General features: G+C 70.3%; 18 protein-coding genes. 10 read left to right on the top strand and 8 right to left on the bottom strand.

Annotated elements, in window-relative coordinates; translation table 11 throughout:
* Window positions 1-8 precede the first annotated feature (8 nt).
* On the top strand, window positions 9-1,733 hold the full coding sequence (gene cysI, locus CEK66_RS05215) for an assimilatory sulfite reductase (NADPH) hemoprotein subunit (RefSeq protein WP_152236175.1): 1,725 nt from the start codon (window positions 9-11) through the stop codon (window positions 1,731-1,733).
* Window positions 1,730-2,470 carry a phosphoadenylyl-sulfate reductase gene (locus CEK66_RS05210; protein WP_152236174.1) on the top strand — a complete coding sequence of 247 codons (741 nt, stop codon included), beginning with the start codon at window positions 1,730-1,732 and terminating at the stop codon, window positions 2,468-2,470. Before cysI ends, CEK66_RS05210 begins: the two co-directional genes overlap by 4 nt.
* Window positions 2,471-2,762: 292 nt before the next feature.
* On the opposite strand, the gene CEK66_RS05205 is transcribed toward CEK66_RS05210, so the two are convergent.
* From CEK66_RS05205 to CEK66_RS05195, 3 genes are all read right to left on the bottom strand, one after another.
* Window positions 2,763-4,205, bottom strand: a complete 1,443-nt coding sequence (locus CEK66_RS05205; RefSeq protein ID WP_152236173.1) for a PepSY domain-containing protein — start codon at window positions 4,203-4,205, stop codon at window positions 2,763-2,765.
* Entirely contained in the window at window positions 4,205-6,259 is a 2,055-nt protein-coding gene (locus CEK66_RS05200; protein ID WP_152236172.1) for a TonB-dependent receptor, read from the bottom strand. Before CEK66_RS05200 ends, CEK66_RS05205 begins: the two co-directional genes overlap by 1 nt.
* A gap of 68 nt (window positions 6,260-6,327) precedes the next feature.
* The gene (locus CEK66_RS05195) at window positions 6,328-6,732 is read right to left on the bottom strand and encodes a DUF2946 family protein (protein ID WP_152236171.1); all 405 of its coding nucleotides are present in this window, start codon (window positions 6,730-6,732) and stop codon (window positions 6,328-6,330) included.
* A 398-nt stretch (window positions 6,733-7,130) separates the two neighbouring features.
* Between CEK66_RS05195 and arsC the strand changes: the two genes are divergently transcribed.
* Together arsC and CEK66_RS05185 are read left to right on the top strand one after the other, a co-directional pair.
* Window positions 7,131-7,556 (top strand): arsenate reductase (glutaredoxin), encoded by a 426-nt coding sequence (arsC, locus tag CEK66_RS05190; RefSeq protein WP_152236170.1) that lies wholly within the window; start codon window positions 7,131-7,133, stop codon window positions 7,554-7,556.
* A gap of 133 nt (window positions 7,557-7,689) precedes the next feature.
* Window positions 7,690-8,892 carry a GAF domain-containing sensor histidine kinase gene (locus CEK66_RS05185; protein WP_152236169.1) on the top strand — a complete coding sequence of 401 codons (1,203 nt, stop codon included), beginning with the start codon at window positions 7,690-7,692 and terminating at the stop codon, window positions 8,890-8,892.
* 524 nt (window positions 8,893-9,416) lie between these two features.
* Here CEK66_RS05185 and CEK66_RS05180 read toward each other — a convergent pair.
* A complete protein-coding gene (locus CEK66_RS05180; RefSeq protein WP_017908488.1) occupies window positions 9,417-10,004 on the bottom strand; it encodes a phospholipid scramblase-related protein in 588 nt (195 codons plus the stop codon).
* 316 nt (window positions 10,005-10,320) lie between these two features.
* Window positions 10,321-11,304 carry a LysR family transcriptional regulator gene (locus CEK66_RS05175; protein ID WP_017916788.1) on the bottom strand — a complete coding sequence of 328 codons (984 nt, stop codon included), beginning with the start codon at window positions 11,302-11,304 and terminating at the stop codon, window positions 10,321-10,323.
* A gap of 167 nt (window positions 11,305-11,471) precedes the next feature.
* On the opposite strand from CEK66_RS05175, the gene cobA reads away from it, so the two are divergent.
* Together cobA and cysK are read left to right on the top strand one after the other, a co-directional pair.
* Complete coding sequence (gene cobA / locus CEK66_RS05170; protein ID WP_152236168.1) at window positions 11,472-12,662, top strand: uroporphyrinogen-III C-methyltransferase; 1,191 nt, start codon at window positions 11,472-11,474, stop codon at window positions 12,660-12,662.
* A gap of 30 nt (window positions 12,663-12,692) precedes the next feature.
* Entirely contained in the window at window positions 12,693-13,652 is a 960-nt protein-coding gene (gene cysK / locus CEK66_RS05165) for a cysteine synthase A (RefSeq protein WP_017908608.1), read from the top strand.
* A 51-nt stretch (window positions 13,653-13,703) separates the two neighbouring features.
* Here the strand turns inward: cysK and CEK66_RS05160 are convergent, their stop codons facing one another.
* Window positions 13,704-14,090, bottom strand: a complete 387-nt coding sequence (locus tag CEK66_RS05160) for a tetratricopeptide repeat protein (protein ID WP_017908607.1) — start codon at window positions 14,088-14,090, stop codon at window positions 13,704-13,706.
* Window positions 14,091-14,185: 95 nt separating this feature from the next.
* A complete protein-coding gene (locus CEK66_RS05155; RefSeq protein WP_152236167.1) occupies window positions 14,186-15,286 on the bottom strand; it encodes a nucleoside hydrolase in 1,101 nt (366 codons plus the stop codon).
* Window positions 15,287-15,540: 254 nt separating this feature from the next.
* Here CEK66_RS05155 and CEK66_RS05150 point away from each other — a divergent pair, with 254 nt between their 5' ends.
* Window positions 15,541-16,056 (top strand): isoprenylcysteine carboxylmethyltransferase family protein, encoded by a 516-nt coding sequence (locus tag CEK66_RS05150; RefSeq protein WP_152236166.1) that lies wholly within the window; start codon window positions 15,541-15,543, stop codon window positions 16,054-16,056.
* A gap of 22 nt (window positions 16,057-16,078) precedes the next feature.
* On the opposite strand, the gene CEK66_RS05145 is transcribed toward CEK66_RS05150, so the two are convergent.
* Window positions 16,079-16,576 (bottom strand): hypothetical protein, encoded by a 498-nt coding sequence (locus tag CEK66_RS05145; RefSeq protein WP_043094959.1) that lies wholly within the window; start codon window positions 16,574-16,576, stop codon window positions 16,079-16,081.
* A gap of 126 nt (window positions 16,577-16,702) precedes the next feature.
* Here CEK66_RS05145 and CEK66_RS05140 point away from each other — a divergent pair, with 126 nt between their 5' ends.
* The 3 genes from CEK66_RS05140 to CEK66_RS05130 all read left to right on the top strand — a co-directional run bounded on the left by CEK66_RS05140 (window position 16,703) and on the right by CEK66_RS05130 (window position 25,151).
* On the top strand, window positions 16,703-17,245 hold the full coding sequence (locus CEK66_RS05140; RefSeq protein ID WP_152236165.1) for an O-acetyl-ADP-ribose deacetylase: 543 nt from the start codon (window positions 16,703-16,705) through the stop codon (window positions 17,243-17,245).
* Window positions 17,246-17,515: 270 nt separating this feature from the next.
* Window positions 17,516-19,216 carry a ShlB/FhaC/HecB family hemolysin secretion/activation protein gene (locus tag CEK66_RS05135; protein WP_152236164.1) on the top strand — a complete coding sequence of 567 codons (1,701 nt, stop codon included), beginning with the start codon at window positions 17,516-17,518 and terminating at the stop codon, window positions 19,214-19,216.
* Between the two features lie 13 nt (window positions 19,217-19,229).
* Window positions 19,230-25,151, top strand: coding sequence for an MBG domain-containing protein (locus tag CEK66_RS05130; protein WP_152236163.1), 5,922 nt, complete (start codon window positions 19,230-19,232; stop codon window positions 25,149-25,151).
* The last annotated feature ends 44 nt before the right edge of the window (window positions 25,152-25,195 follow it).

Below are 25,195 nucleotides of genomic sequence, written 5' to 3'. Positions count from 1 at the left end.
CCTGCCCAATGTCCCACTCCGTCGAAGACATCAAGCACCACAGCCAGCGCTTGCGCGGGTCACTGCTGCAGAGCCTGGCCGATCCGGTCACCGGGGCGCTGCGCGAGGACGATCAGACGCTGATCAAGTACCACGGCAGCTACCAGCAGGACGACCGCGATCTGCGCGAGGAGCGGCGCCGGCAGAAGCTGGAGCCGGCCTACCAGTTCATGATCCGCACGCGCACCCCGGGCGGGGTGGTCGATCCGGCGCAGTGGCTCAAGCTCGATGCCATCGCCACCACCTACGGCAACCACTCGCTGCGCGTCACCACGCGCCAGGCGTTCCAGTTCCACGGGGTGATCAAGCGCGAGCTGAAGGCGACCATGCAGGCGATCAACGCCGCGCTGATCGATACCCTGGCCGCCTGCGGCGACGTCAACCGCAACGTGCAGGTCGCCGCCAATCCGCTCGCCTCGCAGGCGCACGCCACGCTCTACACCGACGCCGCGCGCGTGTCCGAACACCTGCTGCCCAATACCCGCGCCTACTACGAGATCTGGCTGGACGAGGAGCAGGTCGCCGGCAGCGGCCAGGAGGACGAGCCGATCTACGGCAACGCCTACCTGCCGCGCAAGTTCAAGATCGGCTTCGCGCTGCCGCCGATCAACGACGTCGACGTGTTCGCCAACGACCTCGGCTTCATCGGGGTGCTGGACGCCGACGGCACGTTGGTCGGCTACAACGTCAGCCTCGGCGGCGGCATGGGCGCCAGCCATGGCGATGCGGAGACCTACCCGCGCGTGGCCAACGTGGTCGGCTTCATCGACCGCGCGCACCTGCTGGATGTCGCTACCGCGGTGGTCACCACCCAGCGCGACCTGGGCAACCGCACCGTGCGCAAGCGCGCGCGCTTCAAGTACACCATCGACGACCACGGCCTGGAGACGGTGCTGGCGGAGATCGAGCGCCGTGCCGGCGTGCGCCTGCAGCCCACGCGCGACTTCGCCTTCGAGCACAACGGCGACCGCGCCGGCTGGCAGGCTGGCGAGGACGGCCGCTGGCACCTGACCCTGTCGCTGCCGGCCGGGCGCATCGCCGACCACGCCGACGGCGCACAGCACCTCAGCGGCCTGCGCGCGATCGCCACGCAGCTGCGCGACGCCGGCGACGGCGCGCACTTCCGCATGACCTCGAACCAGAACCTGGTGATCGCCGGCGTTCCCGCCGCGCAACGCGAGGCGATCGACGCGCTGGTGCGCGCGCATGCGCTGGACGCCGGCAACCGCGCACCCACCGCGCTGGCGCGCGCGGCCATGGCCTGCGTGGCCCTGCCCACCTGCGGCCTGGCGATGGCCGAGGCCGAGCGCTACCTGCCGGCGTTCGCCGCGCAGCTGCAGCCATTGCTGGCGCGCCACGGCCTGCAGGACGCGCCGATCCTGCTGCGCCTCTCCGGCTGCCCGAACGGCTGCTCGCGGCCCTACCTGGCCGAGATCGCCCTGGTCGGCAAGGCGCCGGGCCGCTACAACCTGATGCTCGGCGGCGACCACCGCGGGCAGCGCCTCAACACCCTGTACCGCGAGAACATCGCCGAGCCGGAGATCCTCGCCGCGCTGGAACCGCTGTTCGCGCGCTATGCCAACGAGCGGCATGAGGACGAGCGCTTCGGCGATTTCCTGCACCGCACCGGCGTGGTCGAGTTGCCCGCCTATCCCACCCACCGTCACCTGATTCCGTCGGAACTGCACGCATGAGCGCTCTGCCCGCCGCCTCCCAAGACGCCTCCGCCAACGCACCGGTGCCGGCCCTGGATCTCGATGCCGCCAATGCGCTGCTGGCGACGCTGTCCGCGCCCGAGCGCGTGGCCTGGGCGCTGCAGCACGGCCCGGCCGAAGCGGCGCTGTCATCCAGCTTCGGCGCGCAATCGGCCGCCACCCTGCACCTGCTGACCCGGCAGCGCCCGGACATCCCGGTGATCCTGATCGACACCGGCTACCTGTTCGCCGAGACCTACCGCTTCGCCGACGCGCTGACCGAGCGGCTCAAGCTCAATCTCAAGATCTACCGCCCGCTGGTCAGCCGCGCCTGGATGGAAGCGCGCCACGGCCGCCTGTGGGAACAGGGCATGGTCGGCATCGAGCAGTACAACAATCTGCGCAAGGTCGAGCCGATGCGTCGCGCCTTGGACGAACTGAGGGTCGGCACCTGGTTCACCGGCCTGCGCCGCAGCCAGTCCGACAGCCGCGCGCAGACCCCGTTCGTGCAGAAGCGCGGCGATCGCTACAAGATCAATCCGATCGCCGACTGGAGCGATCGCGACCTGTGGCAATACATGCAGCAGCACGACCTGCCCTATCACCCGCTGTGGGAACAGGGCTACGTCTCCATCGGCGATTTCCACACCACCCGCCGCTGGGAACCGGGCATGCGCGAGGAAGACACCCGCTTCTTCGGCCTCAAGCGCGAATGCGGGATCCACGAGGATCTGTGAGACGCGCCAGCACATGTTCGGGCTCTTTGTAGGCGCGGCGTCAACTGCGACAGGCGTTACCGGCCACACCGCGTCTTTTCCTTAGGAGCGGCTTCAGCCGCGACCGGGTTTCATGGGAACGCCCGGTCGCGGCTGAAGCCGCTTCTACGGCTCAGAATCCCTATCTCCTGCGGGTGCCGACAGCACTGGCTGCGCCTTGTGGGAGGGACTTCAGTCCCGACTGCAACAAGTCGGATGCGCCGATGGATCGGCTTATCGCGGCAGCATCACAGCACATTCCGACATCGACCTGCTAAGCCGCCACCACCGGCTCCCGCCGCAGCACCAGCACCCAGTCCAGCGCCAGCATCAGCAGCAAGGACACACCCACCAGCGGAAACAGCATCCCGCCCAGCACCAGCAGCGCAACCACGCCGCGCAGCGTGCGCCGGTCCGCCGGCAGCGGCGGCACCCCGAGCCCGCCCTGCGGGCGCCGCTTCCACCACATCACCGCCGCGCTCACGCACAGCAGCACGATGCCCAGGCAGGCCACGATCAGCACGATCTGGTTGAGCGCACCGTACTCCTGACCGAGGTGCACGTTGATGCCCCACTCCAGCGTCTTGGCCAGCGGGCCGTAGTCGGCGTAGCGCATGTCCAGCAGCAACTGGCCGCTGTACTGGTCCAAGTGGATCACCCGCTGCTGCGCCAGGTCCGGCGGATACACCGAAGCGGTATAGACCCCACGTGCGCCGCGCGGCAGCGCGACGCTGTAGCCGGGCGCGATGCCACGCGCCTGGAATCGCGCCACCGCCGCATCCAGACCGATCGCGCCCGCCGCCGGCATGGCGTCCGGCATGTCGGCCATGTCGCCATGTTCGCCATGCTCCTCGTGTCCGCCATGCGCGCCGTGCGCCGCGTGCGGGTCCGCGGCCGGCGGCGACGACTGCGGCAGGCGCGCCTGGCGTAGCGACCACGCCGGCACCTCGCTGTCGCTCAGCCGCTGCGTCGACATCGGCAGGTCCACCCGCAGCCCGGACGGATAGCCGTAGTGATGACCATTGGCCAGGCGGTTGACCTGCGCGCCCCAGAACCACGACCACGGCATCCCGGTCAGCGCCAGGAACAGCAGCAGCACCCCGACCACGCTGCCGGTAAGCGCATGCAGATCGCGCCAGAACAGCCGCTGCGCCGGCCGCCCGCGCACCGTAGTCACGCCGCCGCGGCGCCCGCGCGGCCACCACAGGTACACGCCGGTGAACACCAGCAGGATCGCCCAGCCGGCCGCCACCTCGATCAGCGCGTTGGCGAACCAGCCGACATAGTCGAGGCTGTGCAGGCGGCGGATCGTCCAGGCCACGGTGCCGTGCTCGGGCAACTGCCCCAGCACCCGCGCCCGGTACGGATCCACGTACACGACCTGGCGGCGGCCATCGGCGGTGGCGATGGTCAATTCCGCCGAGGCATCGCGCCGCGGCGGCGTGGTGTAGCGCAGTGCCTGGCCGGGTTGCGCGGCCAGCGCCGCGTCCAGCAGCCGCTGCGGCGCCAGTGTCTGCGCGTGGGCGGGTACCGACACGGTCTTCAGCGCGCGGTGGAAGTAGCCGTCGATCGGCTGCTGATAGACGAAGGCCGCGCCGGTCAGCGCCAGCCAGACCAGCAGCGGCAGCACCAGCAGGCCGGCATAGAAATGCCAGCGCCACACGGCGCGGTAGAAGCGTGCCGGCACCACAGCGGACGCGGGAGAGTGCGTCGCCATCACCAGCCCCAGCTCAGCGTGGCGTACAGCGAGCGGCCGTCGCCGGGCGAGTAGCCGGAGGAGCCGCTGTCGTACCAGGCGTAGACGTAGTGCCGGTCGGTCAGGTTCTTCAGTTGCAGCGACACTTCGCGCTGCGCACGCCAGCGCCAGGTCGCACCGAGATTGGCCAGCGCGTAGCCGCCGTAGCGGCCCAGGGTGTTGCTGCGCTCCACGTAGTAATCGCCCTGTGCGTTGCCCCAGGCCGACAGTGTCAGCCGCGGCGTGGCCTGCCAGTCGATGCCGGCGTTGGCCAGGTAGTGCGGCACGTTCTCGATTTCCTTGCCGCGTGTGGCCGGCGCGCTCGGGTCGGGGGTGACGATGACCGCGCGCTGCCGCGAATACGCCAGCCACAGCGTCCAGTGCTCGTCCGGACGCAGGTTCAGTTGCGCATCCCAGCCGCGGCGCAGGGTCTTGCCGACGTTGCCGACCTCGCCGGTGCCGACACTGCCGTTCACGCCCAGGATCGTGGCCACTTCGTCGGAGGCGCGCTGCTCCCAGTAAGCCACGCGTGCGTCCCAGCGCTGCTGCGCACCGGCGAACTTCAGGCCGGTCTCCCAGCCATCGTTGTAGGACGGCGCCAGGTTGCGCGCCTGGGTGCGGTAGGCGCCGTTGCCGCTACCGATCTGGAAGGTGCGGCCGATGTTGGCGTACAGGCTTGCCTGCGCGGTCAGCGCGTACACCGCGCTCAACTTGGGTTGGCGGATCGTGCCGTAGGCGTAGGTCGGATAGCGCGCGCCGCTGGCGAGGTCGCGGAACTGCCCGCCGACGCGATCCACCCGATAGCCCGGCACCAGTTGCAGGCGTTCGGTCGGGCGCAGCACCGCCTGCACGTAGGCGCCTTCGGTATGCAGATCGAAGTCCCAGTCGCGCAACGGCGCGGTGCGCACGCGCGCCACAGTGCGGTAGCGCTGCGAGATATTGTCCTGCCACTGCGCGTCGACCCCGCCCTCCAGCGCAAAGGCGTCGGCACGCGCCAGCGCCGGGCGCCAGCTGAACCTGGCCAGCATGCCGCGCTGGCGCTCGTCGGTGTCGCGCTCCTGCTGCGCGCCGGCCGCGGTGAAGCGCACCCAGCGCTGATTGTCGTAGCGGTTCCAGTACGCCTTGGCGCTGCCCTGCACGGTCTCGGCTAGGCGCGCGTCCAGGTGCAGCGACACCTGCGTGGTGTGGCGCTGGCTGCGGTCGTCGCGCGCGTAGTCGGGCGAACTGCGTGGCGCGCGCTGCGCGGTGGCGTAGTCCAGATACCCCGCCTCCAGCGCCGTGTTGCGGTAGTCGCGCGCGCTGAGTCCGGCACGCCAGCGCCCGTCCGGATCGGTGTAGAACCACTTGCCGGCGAACGCATGCTTGCGCGCGTCGGCGTGGTCGCGGTAGCCGTCGCTGTCGCGCCAGGCGGCGAAGTAGTTCTGGCTCCAGGCGCCGCGCTCGATGCCCTGCGTCGCCTGCACCTCGCGGGTGCCGAAGCTGCCGACGGTGACGCTGGCGCGGCCGTCGTTGCCGCCGCTGCGGGTCAGCACGTCGACGCTGCCGGCGATCGCGTTCAGGCCGTAGCGCGGGTCGTTGGTGCCGCGCACGATCTCGATCGCGGCGATGTCCAGCGGGAACACCGCATCCAGGTACGGCATGGCGCCGGCATTGTCGTTGCTGGGCACGCCGTCGATCAGCAACTTGACCGCATTGATCCGGCCTTCGCCGTTGAAGCCGCGGAAGGAGAAGCGCCCGGCGTCGGTGCCCATCTTGAACTGGGTCACCTGTACGCCGGGCGCGCGCATCAGCAACTCCCAGCTGTAGTCCACATGCTGGTCCTGCAGCAGATCGCCGCCGAGGATGTCGACGGAACTGAACACGCTGCGCGCGCTGGAACCGGCGGCGAGCGGCGAGACGGCCTGGACCTTGCCCAGGGTCAGCACGGAATCGCCGGCGGCGCCGGGCGGCGCGTCGGCGGCATGGGCGGGCGCGGCCGCGGCGAGACACACACAACAGCACGCCACCACCGGTGGCATGGCAGGAAAACGGAACATGGCGAAAACTCCATCGGCACGAGGGCGTGCCGCAGCGATGCCGCGGCACGGAAACGGCAACCCGTGGATCAGGAGAACAGCGGCGGCCCACGTACCGGGTGTGCACGGCGTGCGGTGACCGTGACGACAAGGCTGTGCCGCGCCGCCACCGGCACTGGCGGACAGCGCCAGGGCAGCAACGCCAGCAACAGGACTACCCACGGCAGCAGACGCGCGGCAAGCAGGCAGTAATCGCAGGCCGGCGCGTGCGCCAGGCCGGCATCGTCGTGGTGGCCGCCATGCGCCGCCGAAACGGCTCCCGCCAGCGCCGCCAGGCGCAGGCCGCTACTGGTGCACAGCGCCTGGTCCTGCAACGCCGCCGCCTCGGCCTGCGCCTGCCGCCACTGGCTGATCGGCGGCGCCAGCAGCAGCAGGCCGAGCGCCAATGCGGCGAGCGCGGCCCAACACGACGGCAACTGGCGGAGACGGACCATCGGCGCATTCTAGAGGGTGCGACGGCCATTGAAACGCGTGCGATGCCCTGTGCGGCGAAGTGACGCATGCACGTCGTGGCGGTGCCGGGCGGGCAGCGTTCTCGGTCGGTAGACCGAAGCCCCAGCGGCCGCTACCGCCCCCGGAGCACGGCCGCATCGCCATCGTCCTGCCGCCGCCCAGGCGCCCGGCAAGGTGCCTGGCCGGACCATGCGCTCTCTGCAGATCGACGACGGGCCGGCGTTTCCGACGCGGCGGCGACCATCGCGGGCGCCGCGCACCGCCGTGTCCGGCGAGCGCGGCGCTTGCATGGCGCCCCGATTGCGGCACCATCGGCCGCGGCCGCGTGCAGGATTCCGGCACGGCCAGCCTTGTTCCGTCCCACTCAGCGAGCCGACCCATGCCCACGATCACGATCTACCACAACCCCGCCTGCGGCACCTCGCGCAACGTGCTCGGGCTGATCCGCAACAGCGGCGTCGAGCCGACCGTGATCGAATACCTGAAGACCCCGCCCGACCGCGCCACCCTGCAGACGCTGGCGGCGGCCAGCGGGCTGCCGCTGCGCGACCTGATGCGGCAGAAGGGCACGCCCTACGCCGAGCTGGGGCTGGACGACCCGACGCTGGACGATGGCGCGCTGCTGGAGGCCATGCTGCAGCACCCGATCCTGCTCAACCGGCCGATCGTGGTCAGCCCGCTGGGCACGCGCCTGTGCCGGCCGTCGGAGACCGTGCTGGAGATCCTGCCGTCGCCGCAGCGCGGCGCCTTCGCCAAGGAGGACGGGACGCCGCTGGTCGACGCGGAGGGCCGCTGGGTGGGCTGACCAGGCGACACCGCCGGCGCAGCCGATTCGCTAAGCGCAGGTGCAGCGCACGCGAGCACCGTGTGAACGCCGCGTCGGCAAAAACCGTGACAGGTACCATAGACTGCGTGCCTTTCCGCCCGAGTCGCGCCGCATGTCTCCCGTCGAACCCGCCGCCGACCCGGTCTATTGCGCGGCCAAGCCCCGCAACGAAGCGCTGCGGCTGGACGCCTTGCACAGCTACGCGATCCTGGACACCCCGCGCGAGCCGGCGTTCGACGACATCACCCGGCTGGCCGGGCTGATCTGCCAGGCGCCGATCGCGGTGGTCAACCTGATCGACAGCGAGCGCCAGTGGTTCAAGAGCGAGATCGGGCTGGGCACGCGCGAAACGCCGCTGGCGACCTCGCTGTGCGCGCACGCCCTGCTCGAGGACGACCTGCTGCTGGTGCCGGATACCCGCGAGGATCCGCGCTTCGCCTGCAATCCGCTGGTCACCGGCGAGATGCGCCTGCACTTCTATGCCGGCGCGCTGCTGAAGACCTCCGACGGCCTGGCCCTGGGCACCGTCTGCGTGCTGGACCGGCGCCCGCGCCAGCTCAGCTACGAGCAGATCGAAGCGCTGCGCGCGCTGGCGCGGCAGGCGATGGGCCAACTGGAACTGCGCAAGGCGCTGCATCTGGCGCAGGAATCCAACCATTACCGCAGTCGCCTGATGGCCATCGCCGGCCACGACCTGAAGACCCCGCTGCGCACCGCGTCGTACGCGCTGAGCAAGCTGCAGCGCCAGCAGGACGCGGCGCAGGATGGTGCGCTGGAGACCGCACGTACCGCCTTGAACCAGGTCGCCAGCGGGCTCGACCAGCTCGCCACCAACGCCGCCGCCGGCGAGCTGCGCCTGCCGGCGCTGCAGACCCTGGCCCTGGCCGAGGTGCTGGCACCGATCCTGGCCACCTGGCAGCCGCAGGCTGCGGCCAAGGGCGTGCAGCTGCGCAGCGTGCCGACGTCCTTGCGCGTGCGCAGCAGCGCAGCCTTGCTGTCCACGTTGCTCGGCAACCTGCTCGGTAACGCAGTCAAGTACACCGCGCAGGGCAAGGTGCTGATCGGCTGCCGGCGCCGCGGCGATCAGGTGGCGGTGGAGATCATCGACCGCGGCATCGGCATGGACGAAGAGGGCCTGCGCACCTTGTTCCAGGCCTTCCGCCAGGCCGACCCGCGCAGCGACGGCCTCGGCCTGGGCCTGTGGATCGTGCGCCGCGCCGCCGAGACCCTGGGCTGCACGGTGGAAGTGCGCAGCCAGCCGGGCCACGGTAGCCGCTTCACTGTGCTGCTGCCGGCGGCGAGCACGGACGCCTGACGCCCGAGCCACGCTGGCGCAGGTGTACTTGCGCTGGCGCCAGTACCCTCATCCGCCCCTTCGGGGCACCTTCTCCCGGGGGAGAAGGAAGATGTCAAGCGCAGCCGCGCAGCGTTGAGCAGCTAAGGTTCGGAAGGGACCAGTGAGGTACCAAGGTCTTCCGGCAGCCTGCAGTCGGGACTGAAGTCCCTCCCACAATGGCCACGGCCGCCCAGTGTGAGACGCCTGAACTGCGCTGCGCTGAGCGCGGGTACTGGCACTGGCGACCGTACCCTCATCCGCCCCTTCGGGGCACCTTCTCCCGGGGGGAGAAGGAAGATGTCAAGCGCAGCCGCGCAGCGTTGAGTGGCCAGGGCTCGGCAGGGACCAGTGAGGTACCAAGGTCTTCCGGCAGCCTGCAGTCGGGACTGAAGTCCCTCCCACAATGGCCACGGCCGTGCAGTGTGAGGGGCCGGGGAGCCGCCGCCGCGGGAATCCCGCTTTTGCGATTCCCCACTCCCGATTCCCCATTCCCGGCTTCACAGTCACTCCTTCAACACCATATCGATGCACAACACCGCCGCCATGATCAGGATCCGCCGCGGATCCTCGGCCGGCAGGCTCTCGGCGATCGACAGCATGTAGTTGTCGGCGCTGGTGAACAGTTCCTTGCCCAGCCCGGCCCACTTCTTCGAGACCTGCGCCAGTTCGCGCTCGCCCTGCACGAAGCGGAAATCCCAACTGGTCCACTTGCCGCGCAGCGTGCACACCGGCGCGCCCTGGGCATCGAGCACATCGAACTTGCCGCCGATGGAGAAGAACTTCTGGCTGAAGGAACCGACCAGCCGATCGCGCTCGTCCAGCACCTCGACCTTGGACAGGAACAGCGAGAAGCCGCGCTTGACCGTCAGCACCTTCTGCCCATCCGGAGTACGCACTTCCACCTGGAACGGGGTCATGCGCTTGTAGTCGGTGAACCGGAAGATCTTGGTGAACACGCCCAGGTTCGGCTCGCGGCATTCCAGCAGCTTGCGGTTGCTGTGCGGATCGAACACGTCGTAGTTGTTGGCGGCCTTGAACATGCCGACCTGTTCCTTGACGAAGAACAGGTTGTGCTGAAGAACAGGATGCATCGGGCGTCCTTGCGTTGGGAAAGTCGACGCGCCCTGGGCGGCGGCCGCACAGCGGCGGCGTGGTACCGACAGCCGCCGGCACGCCCAGGGTCGCGGTCTGCCGGGTGGCAGAAGGGGCCGCATGATAGGCGGCGGCTCGCGCTGCGGCAACGCGCACGGCAGGCAGCCACGCCGGTGCGGGGTCTTCATTCCAGTGCAGGCCGCGACGCCGTTGCCCTTACTTCTTTTGCCAGACGTCTGTCCGAAGCCAATCGCCGTATCGATCAAAGGACGCCGCTGTCGCGATTCCCCAGTCCCGATTCCCCATTCCCGGCTTCTAGCTGGTAATGGTCTGAGTCAGATCTTCCCAGCTCGGCGGCGCCGGCCAATCCGGCTGCTGGTTGCCTTCCATCACCCGGCGCAGGTCGCGGGTGTCGATCTGCGGCGCCAGCACGTGCACCAGCTCCAGCGCGTAGTCGCGCAGCACGCGGTCGCGCGGCAGCACCGCCCAGGCGATGCAGTCGGGAATCTCCGGCGGCGCCGGCCACGCGCGCAGATCGGTGTCGTTGGCGCTCACCGCCATCTCCGCCAGCAACCCCACACCGAGACCGGTGCGCACGTAGGTCTTGATCAGGTCCGCGTCGAGCGCGGTCAACGCGATCCGCGGCTCCAGTCCGAGCCGGCCGAAGGCGCGCTGCAGCGAAGAGCCGGCGCGGGTCGAGGATTCGTAGCTGATCAGCGGCTGCGCCGCCAGCGCCGCCATGTCCGGCACCCGCCTGGGCACGTCCAACGCATGCCCGCGCGGCACCAGCACCAGCCGCCGCCAGCGGTACAGCGGCACGGCGATGCCCGCCGCCGGCGCGCTACCGGCGGTGCTGACGATGGCGATGTCGGCGTCGCCCTGGCTGAGCAGGTCCAGCGCCGCGCTCTCGGCGGCCTGCTGCAGGTGCACGCTGACCTGCGGATAGGCCTGCTTGATCTGCGCCACCGCCGGCGGCAGCACGAAGCGCGCCTGGGTGTGGGTGGTGGTGAGGGTCAGCTGGCCCTGGCTCTCGCGGCGCTGGTTGGCAGCGTAGGTGCGGATGTTGTTGGCCTCGGCCAGCACCGCGCGCGCGCGCTCGATCACCTCGCGCCCGGCCGGGGTCACCGTTTCCAGGCTGCGGCCCTTGCGCACGAACAACAGGAAGCCCAGTTCGTCCTCCAGTTGCTTGAGCTGCTTGGACAGCCCCGGCTGGGTGGCGTGCACGCGCGCCGCCGCCAGGGTGATGTTCAGATCGGCATCGGCAATGGCGACAAGGTAGCGGAGTTGGGTCAGCGTCATCGGGACGAGGGCGAGGCGCCGCCAGGCGGGACGCTCGACTGTAGTGGAATTCGGCCTTTCACCTTATAACCGAAAGCTATCTGCCTTGGGCATGAAGTCATTTCCTGGGGCTATGAGCCGGCGCTACGGTCGTCGCTCCCTCCTGCCCTGCGTCGCGAGCCGTCATTGTGAGTCCAGCCCCGATTGCCCTGTATCCGGACCTGCGCGACCGGGCCGTGCTGGTGATCGGCGGCGGCGCGGCCGCCGAGCGCCAGCTGCAGGCACTGCTCGCCGCCGGCGCCCTGCCACGGGTCGCCGCGCCGACCCTGACCCCGGGCTTGCATGCGCTGGCCGCGCAGGGACGGCTGGCCTGGCTGCACGGCGCCTTCGACAGCGACTGGCTGGACAGCGTCTGGTACCTGATCGCCGCGAGCGAGGACGCCATGGCCAACCGCCAGGCGCTGCAGGCCGCGGCCGCGCGGCGGGTGCTGGCGCAAGCCGTGCCGGCCGAGCCGGCGTCCGCAGCCAATGCCGCTGCCGCCGAGACCGCCGCACAGCATGCGCTGCCGCTGCGCCCAGGCAGCGTGACCCTGGTCGGCGCCGGGCCCGGCGATCCCGGCCTGCTCACCGGCAACGCGCTGCACGCCCTGCGCCAGGCCGACGTGGTCCTGCACGACCGCCTGGTCAGCGCCGCGATCCTGCAGCTCATACCGACAGGTACCGAACGCATCGCCGTCGGCAAATCGGCCGATGGCCACAGCGTCGCACAGGAGCAGATCCACGCCCTACTGCTGGAACACGCGCGGCGCGGACGCCGGGTGGTGCGGCTGAAGGGCGGCGACCCGTTCGTGTTCGGCCGCGGCGGCGAGGAACTGGAATACTTGCGCGCGCACGGCGTGGACTACGCGGTGGTGCCCGGCATCACCGCCGCGCTGGCCTGCGCCGCCTACGCCGGCATCCCGCTGACCCATCGCGACCACGCGCAATCGCTGCGCTTGGTCACCGCGCACTGCAAGGCCTCGCTGGACACCCTGGACTGGACCGCACTGGCACAGGAACGGCAGACCCTGGCGGTGTACATGGGCGTGGCCGGCCTGGACACGGTGCGCACGCGCCTGCTCGCCGCCGGCCGCGCCGCCGGCACGCCGTTTGCGCTGGTGGAAAACGGCTCGCGTGCCGAGCAGCGGGTGGTGCGCGGCACCCTCGCCGACCTGCCCGATACCGCCCGCGCGCATGCTGTGCGTGCGCCGGCGCTGCTGATCCTCGGCGAGGTGGCCGCACTGGCCGACACCCTGCACTGGTTCGGCGCCGCCCCGCTGCACGCGCTGCCCTCACCTTCCCCGAAGCAGGCGGCGCCTACCCTGGCCCACGCCGCCTGACCCGCCCCCCCATTCCCGGAGACCTTGCCCATGGCCATCTACGACAACATCCTCGACACCATCGGCCACACCCCGATCGTCAAGCTGCAGCGGCTGGCGCCGGCGCACGTGGACCTGTACGTCAAGGTCGAGGCGTTCAATCCCGGCGGTTCGGTCAAGGACCGCCTGGCCCTGGCGATCGTGCTCGACGCCGAGGCGCGCGGCCTGCTCAAGCCCGGCGACACCATCGTCGAGGCGACCTCCGGCAATACCGGCGTGGCGCTGGCGATGGTGGCCGCCGCACGCGGCTACAAGTTCGTGGCGACGATGGTGGAGACCTTCTCGATCGAGCGCCGCAAGCTGATGCGCGCCTACGGCGCCAAGGTGATCCTGACCCCGGCCGCCGAGCGCGGCAGCGGCATGGTGCGCAAGGCCGAGGAACTGGCCAGGCAGCACGGCTGGTTCCTGGCCCGGCAGTTCGCCAACCCGGCCAATCCGGCCTACCACCGCAGCACCACCGCCGCGGAAATCCTGCGCGACTTCGCCGGCCGCCGGCTCGACCATTTCGTCAGCGGCTGGGGCACTGGCGGCACCCTCACCGGCGTCGGCGAAGTGCTGCGGCTCGCGCGTCCGGAAGTGCACATCACCGCCACCGAACCGGCCGGCGCGGCCCTGCTGCAGGGCCAGGAGTGGAAGCCGCACAAGATCCAGGGCTGGACGCCGGATTTCGTGCCCGAGGTCCTCAACCGCGAGGTCTACGACGAGGTGCTGAGCGTCGAAGACACCGACGCCATCACGGTGTCGCGCCGCCTCGCCGCCGAGGAAGGCATCTTCACCGGCATCTCCGGCGGCGGCACGGTGGCCACCGCGCTGCGCGTGGCCGAAACCGCGGCGCCCGGCGCGGTGATCCTGGCGATGCTGCCGGATACCGGCGAGCGCTACTTCTCCACGCCGCTGTTCGCCGACATCAACGAAGGCAGCGACGACGACTGGCTGGCCGGTCTGCCGTAAACGCGCAGCGGCAGGCATGCGCCCTGGCGCTGCCGCATCGGCGCGGCATCGCTACTGTGCGTGCGGATCGAAGTACGCCGTCCACGATATCGGCGCGGCGCGCAGGCTGGCCGCGTGCCGGAACGCGGCCATGGCTTCGGCCTGCTGGCCCACGTTGAGCAAGGCCACGCCCAGATTGAAGTAGGTACTGCGATCGTCGGACTGCAGGCGCACGGCGCGGCGCAGTGCCGCCGCTGCCCGCCGGTAGTGCCCGCGATCGCACAGCACCGCGCCCAGACAGGTGAGCGGGCGTGGATCGGCGGGTGCCGTTCTGGCCGCGGCGCGCACAAGTGCCTCGGCCTCGGCCAGCAGCGCATCGGCACGCTGCGGCTCCCGGAACGCTGCCATGACCAAGGCCTTCGCCTGCGCGAGGCGGTCGTCGGGCACGGATACGCTCATGCCGGCACACCGCAGGCCGGCGTCCCGCCTGCCCCGCACGCGAGCGGCAGGACGACGTGGCGTGCACCGGACTGCAAATCCGCGTGCGCCATGCCTCAGACCGGCAGCGGCGCGCCCAGCGCCGGCGGCTGCGGCGCGGTCAGGCGCTCGATCAGCAACTGTTCGATCGCTTCCACGTCGACCTCGCGCACCACCTGTTGCGCCTGCTCGCCCAGGCCCGGCTGGTAGCCCGGCGCCCACGACAGGATGTCGCCGTAGCCGGCGCCGAACTCGGTGTTGGTGTCCACGTAAAGGGTCTCGCTGACGGTGGCCAGTTCCGGGCGCAGCCACACCGCGGTGGCCAGTTCGTCCCACATCGGGAAGCCAGGTTCGCGCCGACGCAGCGCATGGCCGATCGGCGTGTCGGCGGCGCCCATCCGCGCCAGCAGCTGCGGGGTCAGTTCGGTGGCGGTGGACGGATCCACCGGCACCATCACCATGCGCCGCCACGGCGCGCGCATCACGATGCTGGCCGCTTCCGGGTCCCAGCGGATGTTGAATTCGCGCCGCGGCGAATTGACGAACTCGCGCGCGAACTGCGCCGCCGAGACGCTGTCGCGGCGCTGCCGCGGATTGAGGCTGCCGCCCATGTACACCAGTTCCTTGGCCAGGCTTGCGAATTCGGGGTCCAGCCGCTGCGCCAGGGCGAGGTTGGTCAGCGGCCCGGTGGCGACGATGCTGATCTCGCCGGGGAACTCGCGCACCTTGCGGATCATGAACAAGGCGGCCGGCTCGCTGGCTGCCTGCACCACGGTGGGATTGCCCAGCGGCAGGTCCGGGACCACGTCGTGCGCGTGGTAGCGCGGTGCGCTCTGCACGGTGTCGTGCTCGACCCACTGCCGGGTCCAGGCGCCCTTCCACAGCAACTTGCCGTACAGCGCTTCCCAGCGTTCGGTGGCGACCTCGCTGTTGAGCAGCGGGAACACCGGGCCGGGCAGCACCGGCACTTCGCCACGCCCGGCGATCTCGAGCAGGCGCCGGGTATGCGCCAGCGCTTCGTCGCGCCAGATGTTGCCGCTGACCACCGAGATGCCCAGCACCTCCACCTCGGGCGATTGCAGCAGCAACAGCTGCGCAGGAGTGAAGCCGTCGATGTCGTCTTCGAGGATGACCCGGCGGCGCGGGGCGGCGGTGCTGCTGGCGGAAGCGATTGGCATGAGGCGGGACAGTGGTGGCAGAAGGGGAACGACCGGCGCGTCGGGTGCGATCGACGCGGAACGACGCGACACGTCGAACGCAAGCGTCTGCGACGTGCCGCACGGGCGCTAGGGTAATCGGGTTTGCGCGCACTGCCACGCACGACGAGGCACTGCCGGGTCGCGCCCGTGCCCATTCGTGACGCGTGCGCGCGCGGACGCCGTGGGCAGCCGCGTAAACTTGCGCGGCCGCAACCGAACCAGGGAAGGACTGCATGCACGACCGAACCGACCGCACCGATCCACCGCCCGCACGTGCGCAGGTGCGCGTGCCGTTGCTGGTGCGCACGACCTCGCCGGCGCATTTCCTGCTGGCGCTGCTGCTCGGCGCCAGCCTGCAGCACGCGCTGCCGTTGCCGTTGCCGCAGGGCACCGCGCTGGCCTGGCTGCAACTGGGCGGCGGCGCCGTCGCGCTCGCCGGCCTGCTGCTGGCGTGCTGGTGCTTCGTGCTGTTCGCGCGCGACCGCACCACCCTGCTGCCCGAGCGCGCGCCCTCGCACCTGGTCTGCCACGGGCCCTACCGGCTGACCCGCAACCCGATGTACGTCAGCCTGACCCTGAGTTACCTCGGCCTGAGCGTGCAGATCGGCTGGCCGTGGTCGGCGCTGTTGCTGCCCTTGCCGCTGCTGGCCTTGCAGCGGGTGGTCATCCCCTACGAGGAAGCACGCCTGCGCGAACGCTTCGGCAGCGCCTATGCGCGCTACTGCGCGCAGGTCGCGCGCTGGCTGTAGCCACTGGCCGCGTCGGCATGCCTCAGCGCGCCAGCCACCAGGCCGCCGCCGCAGCCAGCAACAGCGCCAGCAGCACCCAACGCCAGGCCCCACCGCGGTCGCCGGCGGCCACGGTCGAGGCAGCCCCCAGCGTCGGCGCCGAGCGCAGATGCCGCTGCACCATCTCCAGTGCCTCGCGCAGCGACATGTCCGGATAGTGCTCGAACACCAGCTTGGCGGCCGTGCGCCGCTCGCCGCGACGCAGCGCCAGTTCCGCCGCCGGCGGCAGGCGCCGTTCCTCGGTCGGCGTTTGCGCCGGGGCCGACGTTGCCGGTGTCGCGCCTGCTGCGGCAGCGGAGGCGTGGCGGTCGAGCATCTCCGTCACCGTGCGCGCCGCGCCGGCCAGCAGCCAGGCATCGACCTGCTCCTTCGCACTGCGCAGGTCCATGCCGCTGTGCGCGCGCAGCAGCTTGATCGCCTTGATGATCTGACCCTGCGCAAGGGCATCGGCGACCTGTGGCGGCGGCGGGTTCGGGTTCATGTCGCAAGTGCTGAGATGGAGGCGCGTCAGTCTTGCCGCTGGCCGGTTAAGCGGCCGTGGCAGCGCGCGGCGGCGGGTGGCGACACCCTCACGCATCCATCATTCGGCTCCCCTAAAGATCGGCGCATGAAGATCGAAATCTGGCAAGGCGACATCACCCAGCTCGACGTGGACGCGATCGTCAACGCCGCCAACGAGTCCCTGCTCGGTGGTGGCGGCGTGGACGGCGCCATCCACCGTGCCGCCGGCCCGGAACTGCTGGAAGAATGCCGGCGCCTGCCGGAACTCAAGCCGGGCGTACGCTGCCCGGTCGGCGAGGTGCGCGCCACCGCGGGCTACCAGCTCAAGGCGCGGCATGTGCTGCATACCGTCGGTCCGGTGTGGCGCGACGGCGCCCACAACGAACCGGCCCTGTTGGCCAACTGCTACTGGCGCGCCCTGCGCATGGCCGAACAGATGGGCCTGCACTCGGTGGCGTTCCCGGCGATCAGCTGCGGCGTCTATGGCTACCCGCTGCACCAGGCCGCGCGTATCGCGGTGGCCGAGACCGACGCCTGGCAGCGCGCGCATGCGGTGCCCAAGCGGATCATCCTGGTGGCCTACAACGACGTCACCGCCAAGGCGTACCGGCAGGCGTTGCGCGACGCGCAGTGCGCCACTGCAGCCTGAGCGGTCGACCCGGACGCTCTCAGAGACCCGGCGAGTACCCGCGAATCACCACAGGGCCTGCGTTCCACCCGGGCGCAGGCACGCCCTGATTCACTGACTGAGATGGCGGCCGCCCAGCGCCCGGCGCTGGCACAGCGTGCTGTGGGGATTATCCCGACACCGTGTCAGGGGACCGCGCAAAGAGTGATCGCGCGCTCAGATTCGCTCAGATTGATCGGCGGTGGGAAGGCTACATTGCGCGAGCCTCAACCCTAACGCCACCTTAACATCATGACGATTTCTTGCCGTCCGCGTCCGAGTACGCTGGCGAATGCCCTGTTCGTGCTTCCGTGGGCCGCCGGCCTGGCCTTGACGCTGACCTTCGCGACGGCACTGGCCCAGGAGGCCGCCCCGGCCACCGGCACCAGCACCACCGACGCCGCGGCGCCGATCGCGGTACAGGCGATCCGCGTCACCGGGGTCGGCGACCATCCGCGCGAGCAGATCGATCCGGCGCGCCTGCAGGCGCTGGCCGACGCGCGCCTGCGCGCACTCGGCGGCGGCACGGTGCCGGCCCAGCTCAGCTTCGCGCAACTGCAGCAGATCGCCGACACGCTGACCCAGGCCTACCGCCAGGCCGGCTTCCTGGTCGCCCGGGCATATCTGCCGGTGCAGACCCTGGGGCCGGACCAGGTGGTCGAGATCCGCGTGGTCGAAGGCCGGGTCGGCAAGATCACCGTCGAGGGCACGCGCCGCTACGACGACCGCCTGATCGCCAGCCCTGCCCTGGCCCTGCAGGGCCAGATCCTGCGCCAGCAGGATCTGCAGTCGGCGCTGCTGTACACCCGCGACCTGCCGGGCGTGTCCGCCACCTCCGTGCTCAAGCCCGGCGCCAACCCCGGCGAGACCGACGTGGTGATCCAGGCCAGCGAGGAGCGCCCGCTGCAGGTCAGCGTCGGCGCCAGCAACTACGGCACCCCGAGCATCGGCCGCTACCGCGCGCAGCTCGGCGTGGACTGGAACAACCCGCTCGGTCTGGGCGACCACCTGTCGGCCAGCTATGCCTATGCGCTGGATCCGGCCAATACCTGGCAGGGCAGCCTCGCCTACCAGGTGCCGATCGCCGGCGTCGACGGCCTCAGCGCCAGCGCGTCCTACACGCGCAGCGTGGTCAACCTCGACAACGGCGCGTTCGCCGCGCTCGACATCCAGGGCCCGACCCAGCAGAGCGCGCTGGGCCTGGACTGGAAGTTCGTCAATTCCGATGCCTGGCGCGTGCAGAGCTGGCTGCACCTGGTCAAGGAAAGCTCGCGCCTGCAGGGCCTGGGCGTGCTGCTGTCCAAGCAGAAATTCGACGTAGCCGAACTCGGCACCAGCGTGCGCCACGACGACCGCCGGCTCCACGGCATCGACCTGCTGCAGCTCAGCGTGCGCGGCGCGCTCGACGACGATTCGCCGCAGACCGATTACCTGTACGCCCGCCACGACCGCCACTTCACCGTCGCGCGCCTGAGCTACACCCGGCTGCAGGGGCTGACCGCCACGCAGCGGCTGCAGTTGCGGGTCAACGGCCAGTACAGCGACGACACCCTGACCCCGCTGGAACAGTTCTCGCTGGGCGGACCGACCAGCGTGCGCGCCTTCCCGCTCGGCGCCGCGCTCGGCGACCGCGGCTTCGACTCCGGCCTGGAGTACCAGGTGGACGCACCAGGCTTCGCCAGCGCCGCCTCGCCGTTCGGCGGCCGCGCCTGGGGTCAGCTGCTGACCGCCAGCGTGTTCTACGACTACGGCCGGGTCTACCCGAACGGCGCCAACCGCGCGGTCTACGACAGCGTCACCACCTTCGAGGGTGCCGGCGTCGGCCTCAGCTTCCGGCTGCCCGACTGGCACGGACTCTCGTTCGATCTGGCCGCGGCCAAGCCCACCGGCACCACCAAGCCGGGCGACGGCAAGGATGTGCGCTACTGGGCCCGCTTCGGCCTGACCTTCTGACCTGGGGATCTCCATGAACCGCATCTACCGCCTCGTCTTCAACCGCCACCTCGGCGTGCTCCAGGTCGCCTCCGAAGTCGCCACCGGCCACGCCGGCGCCACCGGCACCGGCGCGGCGCGCCTGTCCGCGCCGCTGCTGCCCTTCGCCCTGGCCTGTGCGCTGGCCGCGCCGGCTCACGCCAGCGGCGTGCCGTCGCTGTCCAGCGCCACCGGCGCCACCGTGTCGCAGAACGGCGGCACGCTGCAGATCGACCAGAACGCGGCCAAGGCGGTGCTGAACTGGAACAGCTTCAACGTCGGCAAGGACGCCAGCGTGGTGTTCGTACAGCCGTCCAGCTCGGCGGTGGCGCTCAACCTGATCGACGCCAGCCGCGGCGCCAGCGTCATCGACGGCAGCCTGCGCGCCAACGGCAATGTGTTCCTGATCAACTCCGCCGGCATCCTGTTCGGCAACCACGCGCAGGTGAACGTCGGCGGCCTGGTCGCCAGTTCGCTGGGCCTGGCCGGCGACGACGACAACGGCTACCTGCTCGCGCGCGGCGACCATGGCGCCGCCAGCGTGGTCAACCAGGGCAGCATCCGCGCCGGCAACGGCGGTTCGGTGAACCTGGTCGGCAACCATGTCGCCAACCGCGGCAGCATCAGCGCCGACGGCGGCGCCATCCGCCTGCTCTCCGCCGATCAGGTCAAGGTGACCATGGACGCGGCCGGCGCGATCGGCATGCAGATGGTCGCGGCGGCCAGCCAGTCGGTGGATGGCGCGGCGGCGGCGGTGGAGAACAGCGGCACGCTGCGCGCCAATGGCGGGCAGATCCTGCTGCAGGCAGGCAGCACCGGGTTGTCGCAGTTGCTGGTCAACAACACCGGCGCGCTCGAAGCCACCGGCATCGACACCTCCGGCGGCAGCGTGCGCCTGGTCGGCAGCGGCGGCGACGTGGCCAGCAGCGGCCGCATCGATGTCTCCGGCACCCACGGCGGCAGCGTGCAGCTGCTGTCCGATGGCGCGGTGAACGTCGCTGGCCGCATCGACGCCAGCGGCACCGCGGCCGGCGGCAGCGTGCGCATCGGCGGCGGCTACCAGGGCGGCGAACAGTTGCAACACGCCAATGCGGCCACGGTCGCCGACGGCGCGCTGCTCGATGCCAGCGCGACCGGCCAGGGCAACGGCGGCTCCATCGTGGTCTGGTCCGATGGCCACACCGCGGTGCATGGCGCGCTGCGCGCCAACGCGGCCGGCAGCGGCAGCGGCGGCCTGCTCGAAACCAGCGGCCACACCGTCGACTTCTCCGGCATCGCCGTCGGCGCCAAGGGCGCCGGCCCCGGCAGCGCCGGCACCTGGCTGGTCGACCCGGAAGACCTGACCGTGGACAGCGCGGCCGCCAGCACCATCAGCGGCGCGTTGAACGGCGGCACCAACGTCACCCTGCTCACCTCCAGCACCAACGCCAGCGGCCCGGGCACCGTGAGCAACGGCAGCGGCGACATCAACGTCAATGCGGCGATCGGCTGGAGCGGCAACTCCACGCTGACCCTGGACGCCTACCACAGCATCTATCTCAATGCCGCCGTCACCGCCACCGGCAACACGGCCGGCCTGGTGCTGAACTACGGCGGCTACACCGACAACGGCACCGTCGGCGGCACGGGTGACTACTACGTCAACACCCCCGTCTCGCTCGGCGGCGCGCACGCCAGCCTGGCGATCAACGGGCAGGCGTACACGCTGATCCACTCGCTGGCCGACGCGGCTACCTATTTCAACAGCCCCGGCGCCTATGCGTTGGCCCAGGACATCGACCTGGCCGGCGTCACCCGCAGCAGCGCCCTGGTGTCCTCCTTCCAGAGCAAGCTGGCCGGCCTGGGCCACAGCATCAACAACCTGACCATCTCCGGCGCCAGCGGCTACGTCGGCCTGTTCGGCACCACCAGCAGCAACAGCCTCATCCGCGATGTGCACCTGGGCAACGTCTCCATCTCCGGCGGCTATTACGTCGGTGGCCTGGTCGGCTACGGCCAGGGCGCGATCAAGAACGTCACCGTCGACGGCAGTGTGACCGGGAGCTCCGGCGGCGTCGGCGGATTGGCCGGCTACAACCTGGGCTTGATCGACAACAGCGCGTTCGTCGGCAGCGTCAACGGGCAGAGCGCCGTCGGCGGCGTGGCGGGCAACAACGTCGGCGCCACGATCCGCAACACCCACAGCACCGGCAGCGTGACCGGCAGTTCTTCCAACACCGGCGGCCTGGTCGGCTACAACGACGGCGGCAGCCTGACCAACACGTATTCCACCAGCACCGTGAGCGGCACCAGTTCCGTCGGCGGCCTGGTCGGAACCAACCAGAACGCCGGCTCGATCAAGAACAGCTACGCCACCGGCAGCGTGACCGGCAGCAGTTCCATGGTCGGCGGGCTGGTCGGCATGAACTACCAGAGCACCATCGCCAACACCTACGCCACCGGCAGCGTCACCGCAACGGCCTCGGTGGGCGGGCTCGTGGGCGTCAATAACGCGGGTGGTGCCAGCGTCAGCTCCAGCAGCGTCAGCAACAGCTACGCCACGGGTGCCGTCATCAGCACCAACAACAACAACGTGGGCGGACTGATCGGCGCCAATTCGGGCAGCGTCAGCAATGCGTCGTGGGACGTCGACAGCACCGGCCAGGCCAATGCCATCAGCAGCGGGGGCGGCGGCAGCGCCACCAATCTGACCAGCTTCGGCAGCAACAACCGTTACAGCCACAGCACCTACGGCAATCTCGGCACCTGGGCGTTGCTCGCCGGCACCAGCAACGTCTACGTCGCCAGCGATGGCGTCGGCAGTCCGGCCTGGATCATGATCGAGGGGCAGACGCGCCCGTTCCTGGCCAGCGAGTACAGCACCACCATCGGCAACGCACACCAGTTGCAGTTGATGGCGTACAACCTGGCGGCCAACTACAGCCTGTCGGCCGACATCGATGCCAGCCAGACCGCCGGCAGCAACGCCAGCGGCATGTGGAGCAGCGCCGGCTTCAGTCCGGTCGGCGACAGCAACAACGCCTTCACCGGCAGCCTCGATGGCACAAACCACACCATTTCCGGGCTGACCATCGCCCGCGGCGGCACGTCCTACGTCGGCCTGTTCGGCAACACCGGCGCTGCCAGCCGGATCGTCAACCTCGCCCTGACCGGCGCCACCGTCACCGGCACTGCCTACGTGGGCGGCGTCGCCGGCTTCAATGCCGGCACGCTCAGCGGCATCCGCGTCACCGGCACCATGAGCGGCACCGGCAACTTCATCGGCGGCCTCAGCGGCTACAACAACGCCGGGACGATCACCGGCGCGCAGACCAGCGGCAGCGTGGTCGGCAGCGGCGGCCCCTACAGCGGCAACTACGTCGGCGGACTGATCGGCAGCAACGCCGGCGGCACGATCAACGCGTCGTCCTCGTCGAGCACGGTCTCCGGCGGCAGCAGTGTCGGCGGCCTGGTCGGCAACGACTACCAGGGCAACTACAGCAACGTGCAGGCCAGCGGCAGCGCGACCAGCACCAGCACCGCCAGCGGCGACCATGTCGGCGGGCTGATCGGCAACGCCAATCAGAGCCAGATCCAGAACGCCTCGGCCAGCGGCAACGTCACCGCGACCACCACGCATGCGGGCGGTCTGCTAGGCCAGGCGTCCACCGTTACCCTCACCAATGTGCAGGCCAGCGGGAGCGTCTCCGGCTCGAACTACGTCGGCGGGCTGATCGGAGTGGCGAACAGGGGAACCATCACGAACGCGCACGCGACCGGTGGCGCATCGGGAGTCAATTATGTCGGCGGACTGGTCGGTAACCTCTTCAGCACAAGCCTCAGCGACGCTTACGCCGTCGGCGATGTTTCCGGCACGTCGTACATCGGCGGGCTGGTCGGGTACAACTCTCGAGGCAGTCTGGCCCGTGTCTATGCCACTGGTTTCATCGCCGCCACCGAGTATGCGGGCGGCCTGGTCGGTTACAACCTGACCGGCACCATAAACGCGGCCTATGCCGGCGGCCGTGGCGTGATCGGCACCCAGTATCTCGGCGGTCTGGTCGGCTATAACGATGGCGGCATCATCAACGCCAGCTACGCCATCGGCGACATAGGCGGCAGCAACGCCGTCGGCGGCCTGGTCGGCACCAACAGTGGCACGATCAACGCCAGCTTCTTCGCCACCGACATCGGCGGTAATCCGATCAACGCCGGCCTGCGCTTGGCGGGCAGCAACACCGGCAGCATCGATGCGATCAGCGGCGGCAGGTCCTGGAGCGCGTTGAACACGCTGTCCACGTTTACCGATGCCGGCTGGGCGATCGACAACCGCGGCGGCACCGGCCAGACCTGGCGCCTGTACGAACACATGGGCACGCCGCTGCTGCGCAGCTTCCTGACCCCGTTGACGATCGGCACCAGCCTCTCCGGGCTCGACAAGACCTACGACGGCAACGGTGTCAGCGGCACGATCTCGTCCTACACGGCCGGCGGCGCCTTCAACCCCAGCTTGCTGTTCGGATCGTCGCTGCGCTACGCGACCGCAGGCAATGGCGTCGGCAGCTATACCACCGGCAACGGCATGCTGCAGATCGGTGGCCTGGCGTCCTCGCAGCAGGGCTACGACATCGGCTACGTGGTCTCCGGCGGCATCGCCATCACCCCGGCGACGCTGACAGTGACGGCGACCTCGGGCTCCAAGACCTACGGCAGCACCCTCAACCTCAGCGGCTACCGCGTTTCCGGTCTGATCGGCAGCGACAGCGTCTCCGGGGTCGCGCTGGGCAGCGCGGGCGCCGGTAGCGGCGCCGCAGTGGGCAACTATGCCGTCACCGCCTCCGGCGCGACCGGCGCAGGGCTGTCCAACTACGTCGTCAACTACGTCGACGGCAGCCTGCGCGTCGATCCGGCGACACTGCGCATCGTCGCCAACGACGCCAACAAGACCTACGGCGGCACCGTCAACCTCAGCGGCTACAGCGTTTCGGGCCTGCTCAACGGCGACACCGTCTCCGGCGTTGCCCTGGGCAGCGCCGGCGCCGGTGCCGGCGCCGCGGTCGGCAACTACGCCATCACCGCCTCCGGCGCGACCGGCGCCGGGCTGTCCAACTACGTTGTCAGCTACGTCGACGGCAGCCTGCGCGTCGATCCGGCCACCCTGCGCATCGTCGCCAACGACGCCAACAAGACCTATGGCGGCACCGTCAACCTCAGCGGCTACAGCGTTTCGGGCCTGCTCAACAGCGACACCGTCTCCGGCGTCGCCCTGGGCAGCGCCGGCGCCGGTGCCGGCGCCGCGGTCGGCAACTACGCCATCACCGCCTCCGGCGCGACCGGCGCAGGGCTGTCCAACTACGTCGTCAACTACGTCGACGGCAGCCTGCGCGTCGATCCGGCCACCTTGCGCATCGTCGCCAGCGATGCCAGCAAGACCGTCGGCAGCACCGCCACCCTCACCGGCTACCGTGTCTCCGGCCTGCTCAACCGCGACACCGTCTCCGGCGTCGCCCTGAACAGTGCCGGTGCCGGCAGCGGCGCTGCGGTCGGCAACTACGCCATCACCGCCTACGGCGCCACCGGCGCGGGGCTGTCCAACTACACCATCAGCTACGTCGATGGCCTGTTGAACGTGGTCGCCGGCAACGGCGATGGCGGCGGCGCTGTCCAGTTGCCGACCACCACCGTGCAGGCGATCAACACCTCGGTCGCCGCCGCCACGGTGACCAGCGATGCCGGCAGCACGACAGAGACCAGTCCGCAAAAGGCCGACGAGACGGCCAGGCAACTGGCGGCCGCGGCACATGGCGGCAGCAGCGGCACCGTGACGGCCGCCACCGACTCGATCCTGATCGTCGACGGCGGCATCCGCGCCCCGGCGGTCGCCTGCAGCCCGGGCGCGTCCAACGCCTCCGCGGACAGCTGCATCATCCGGCAGTAGCCGGGAATGACCTGACGACACCGCGCGGCGGTGTCGTCGGGTCA

It is taken from the genome of Xanthomonas sp. LMG 12460 (assembly GCF_009192895.1).
Classification (GTDB): Bacteria; Pseudomonadota; Gammaproteobacteria; order Xanthomonadales; family Xanthomonadaceae; genus Xanthomonas_A; species Xanthomonas_A sontii.
Note: the sequence above shows the minus strand (reverse complement) of the source record. Positions and strands in the feature narration are given on the sequence as shown.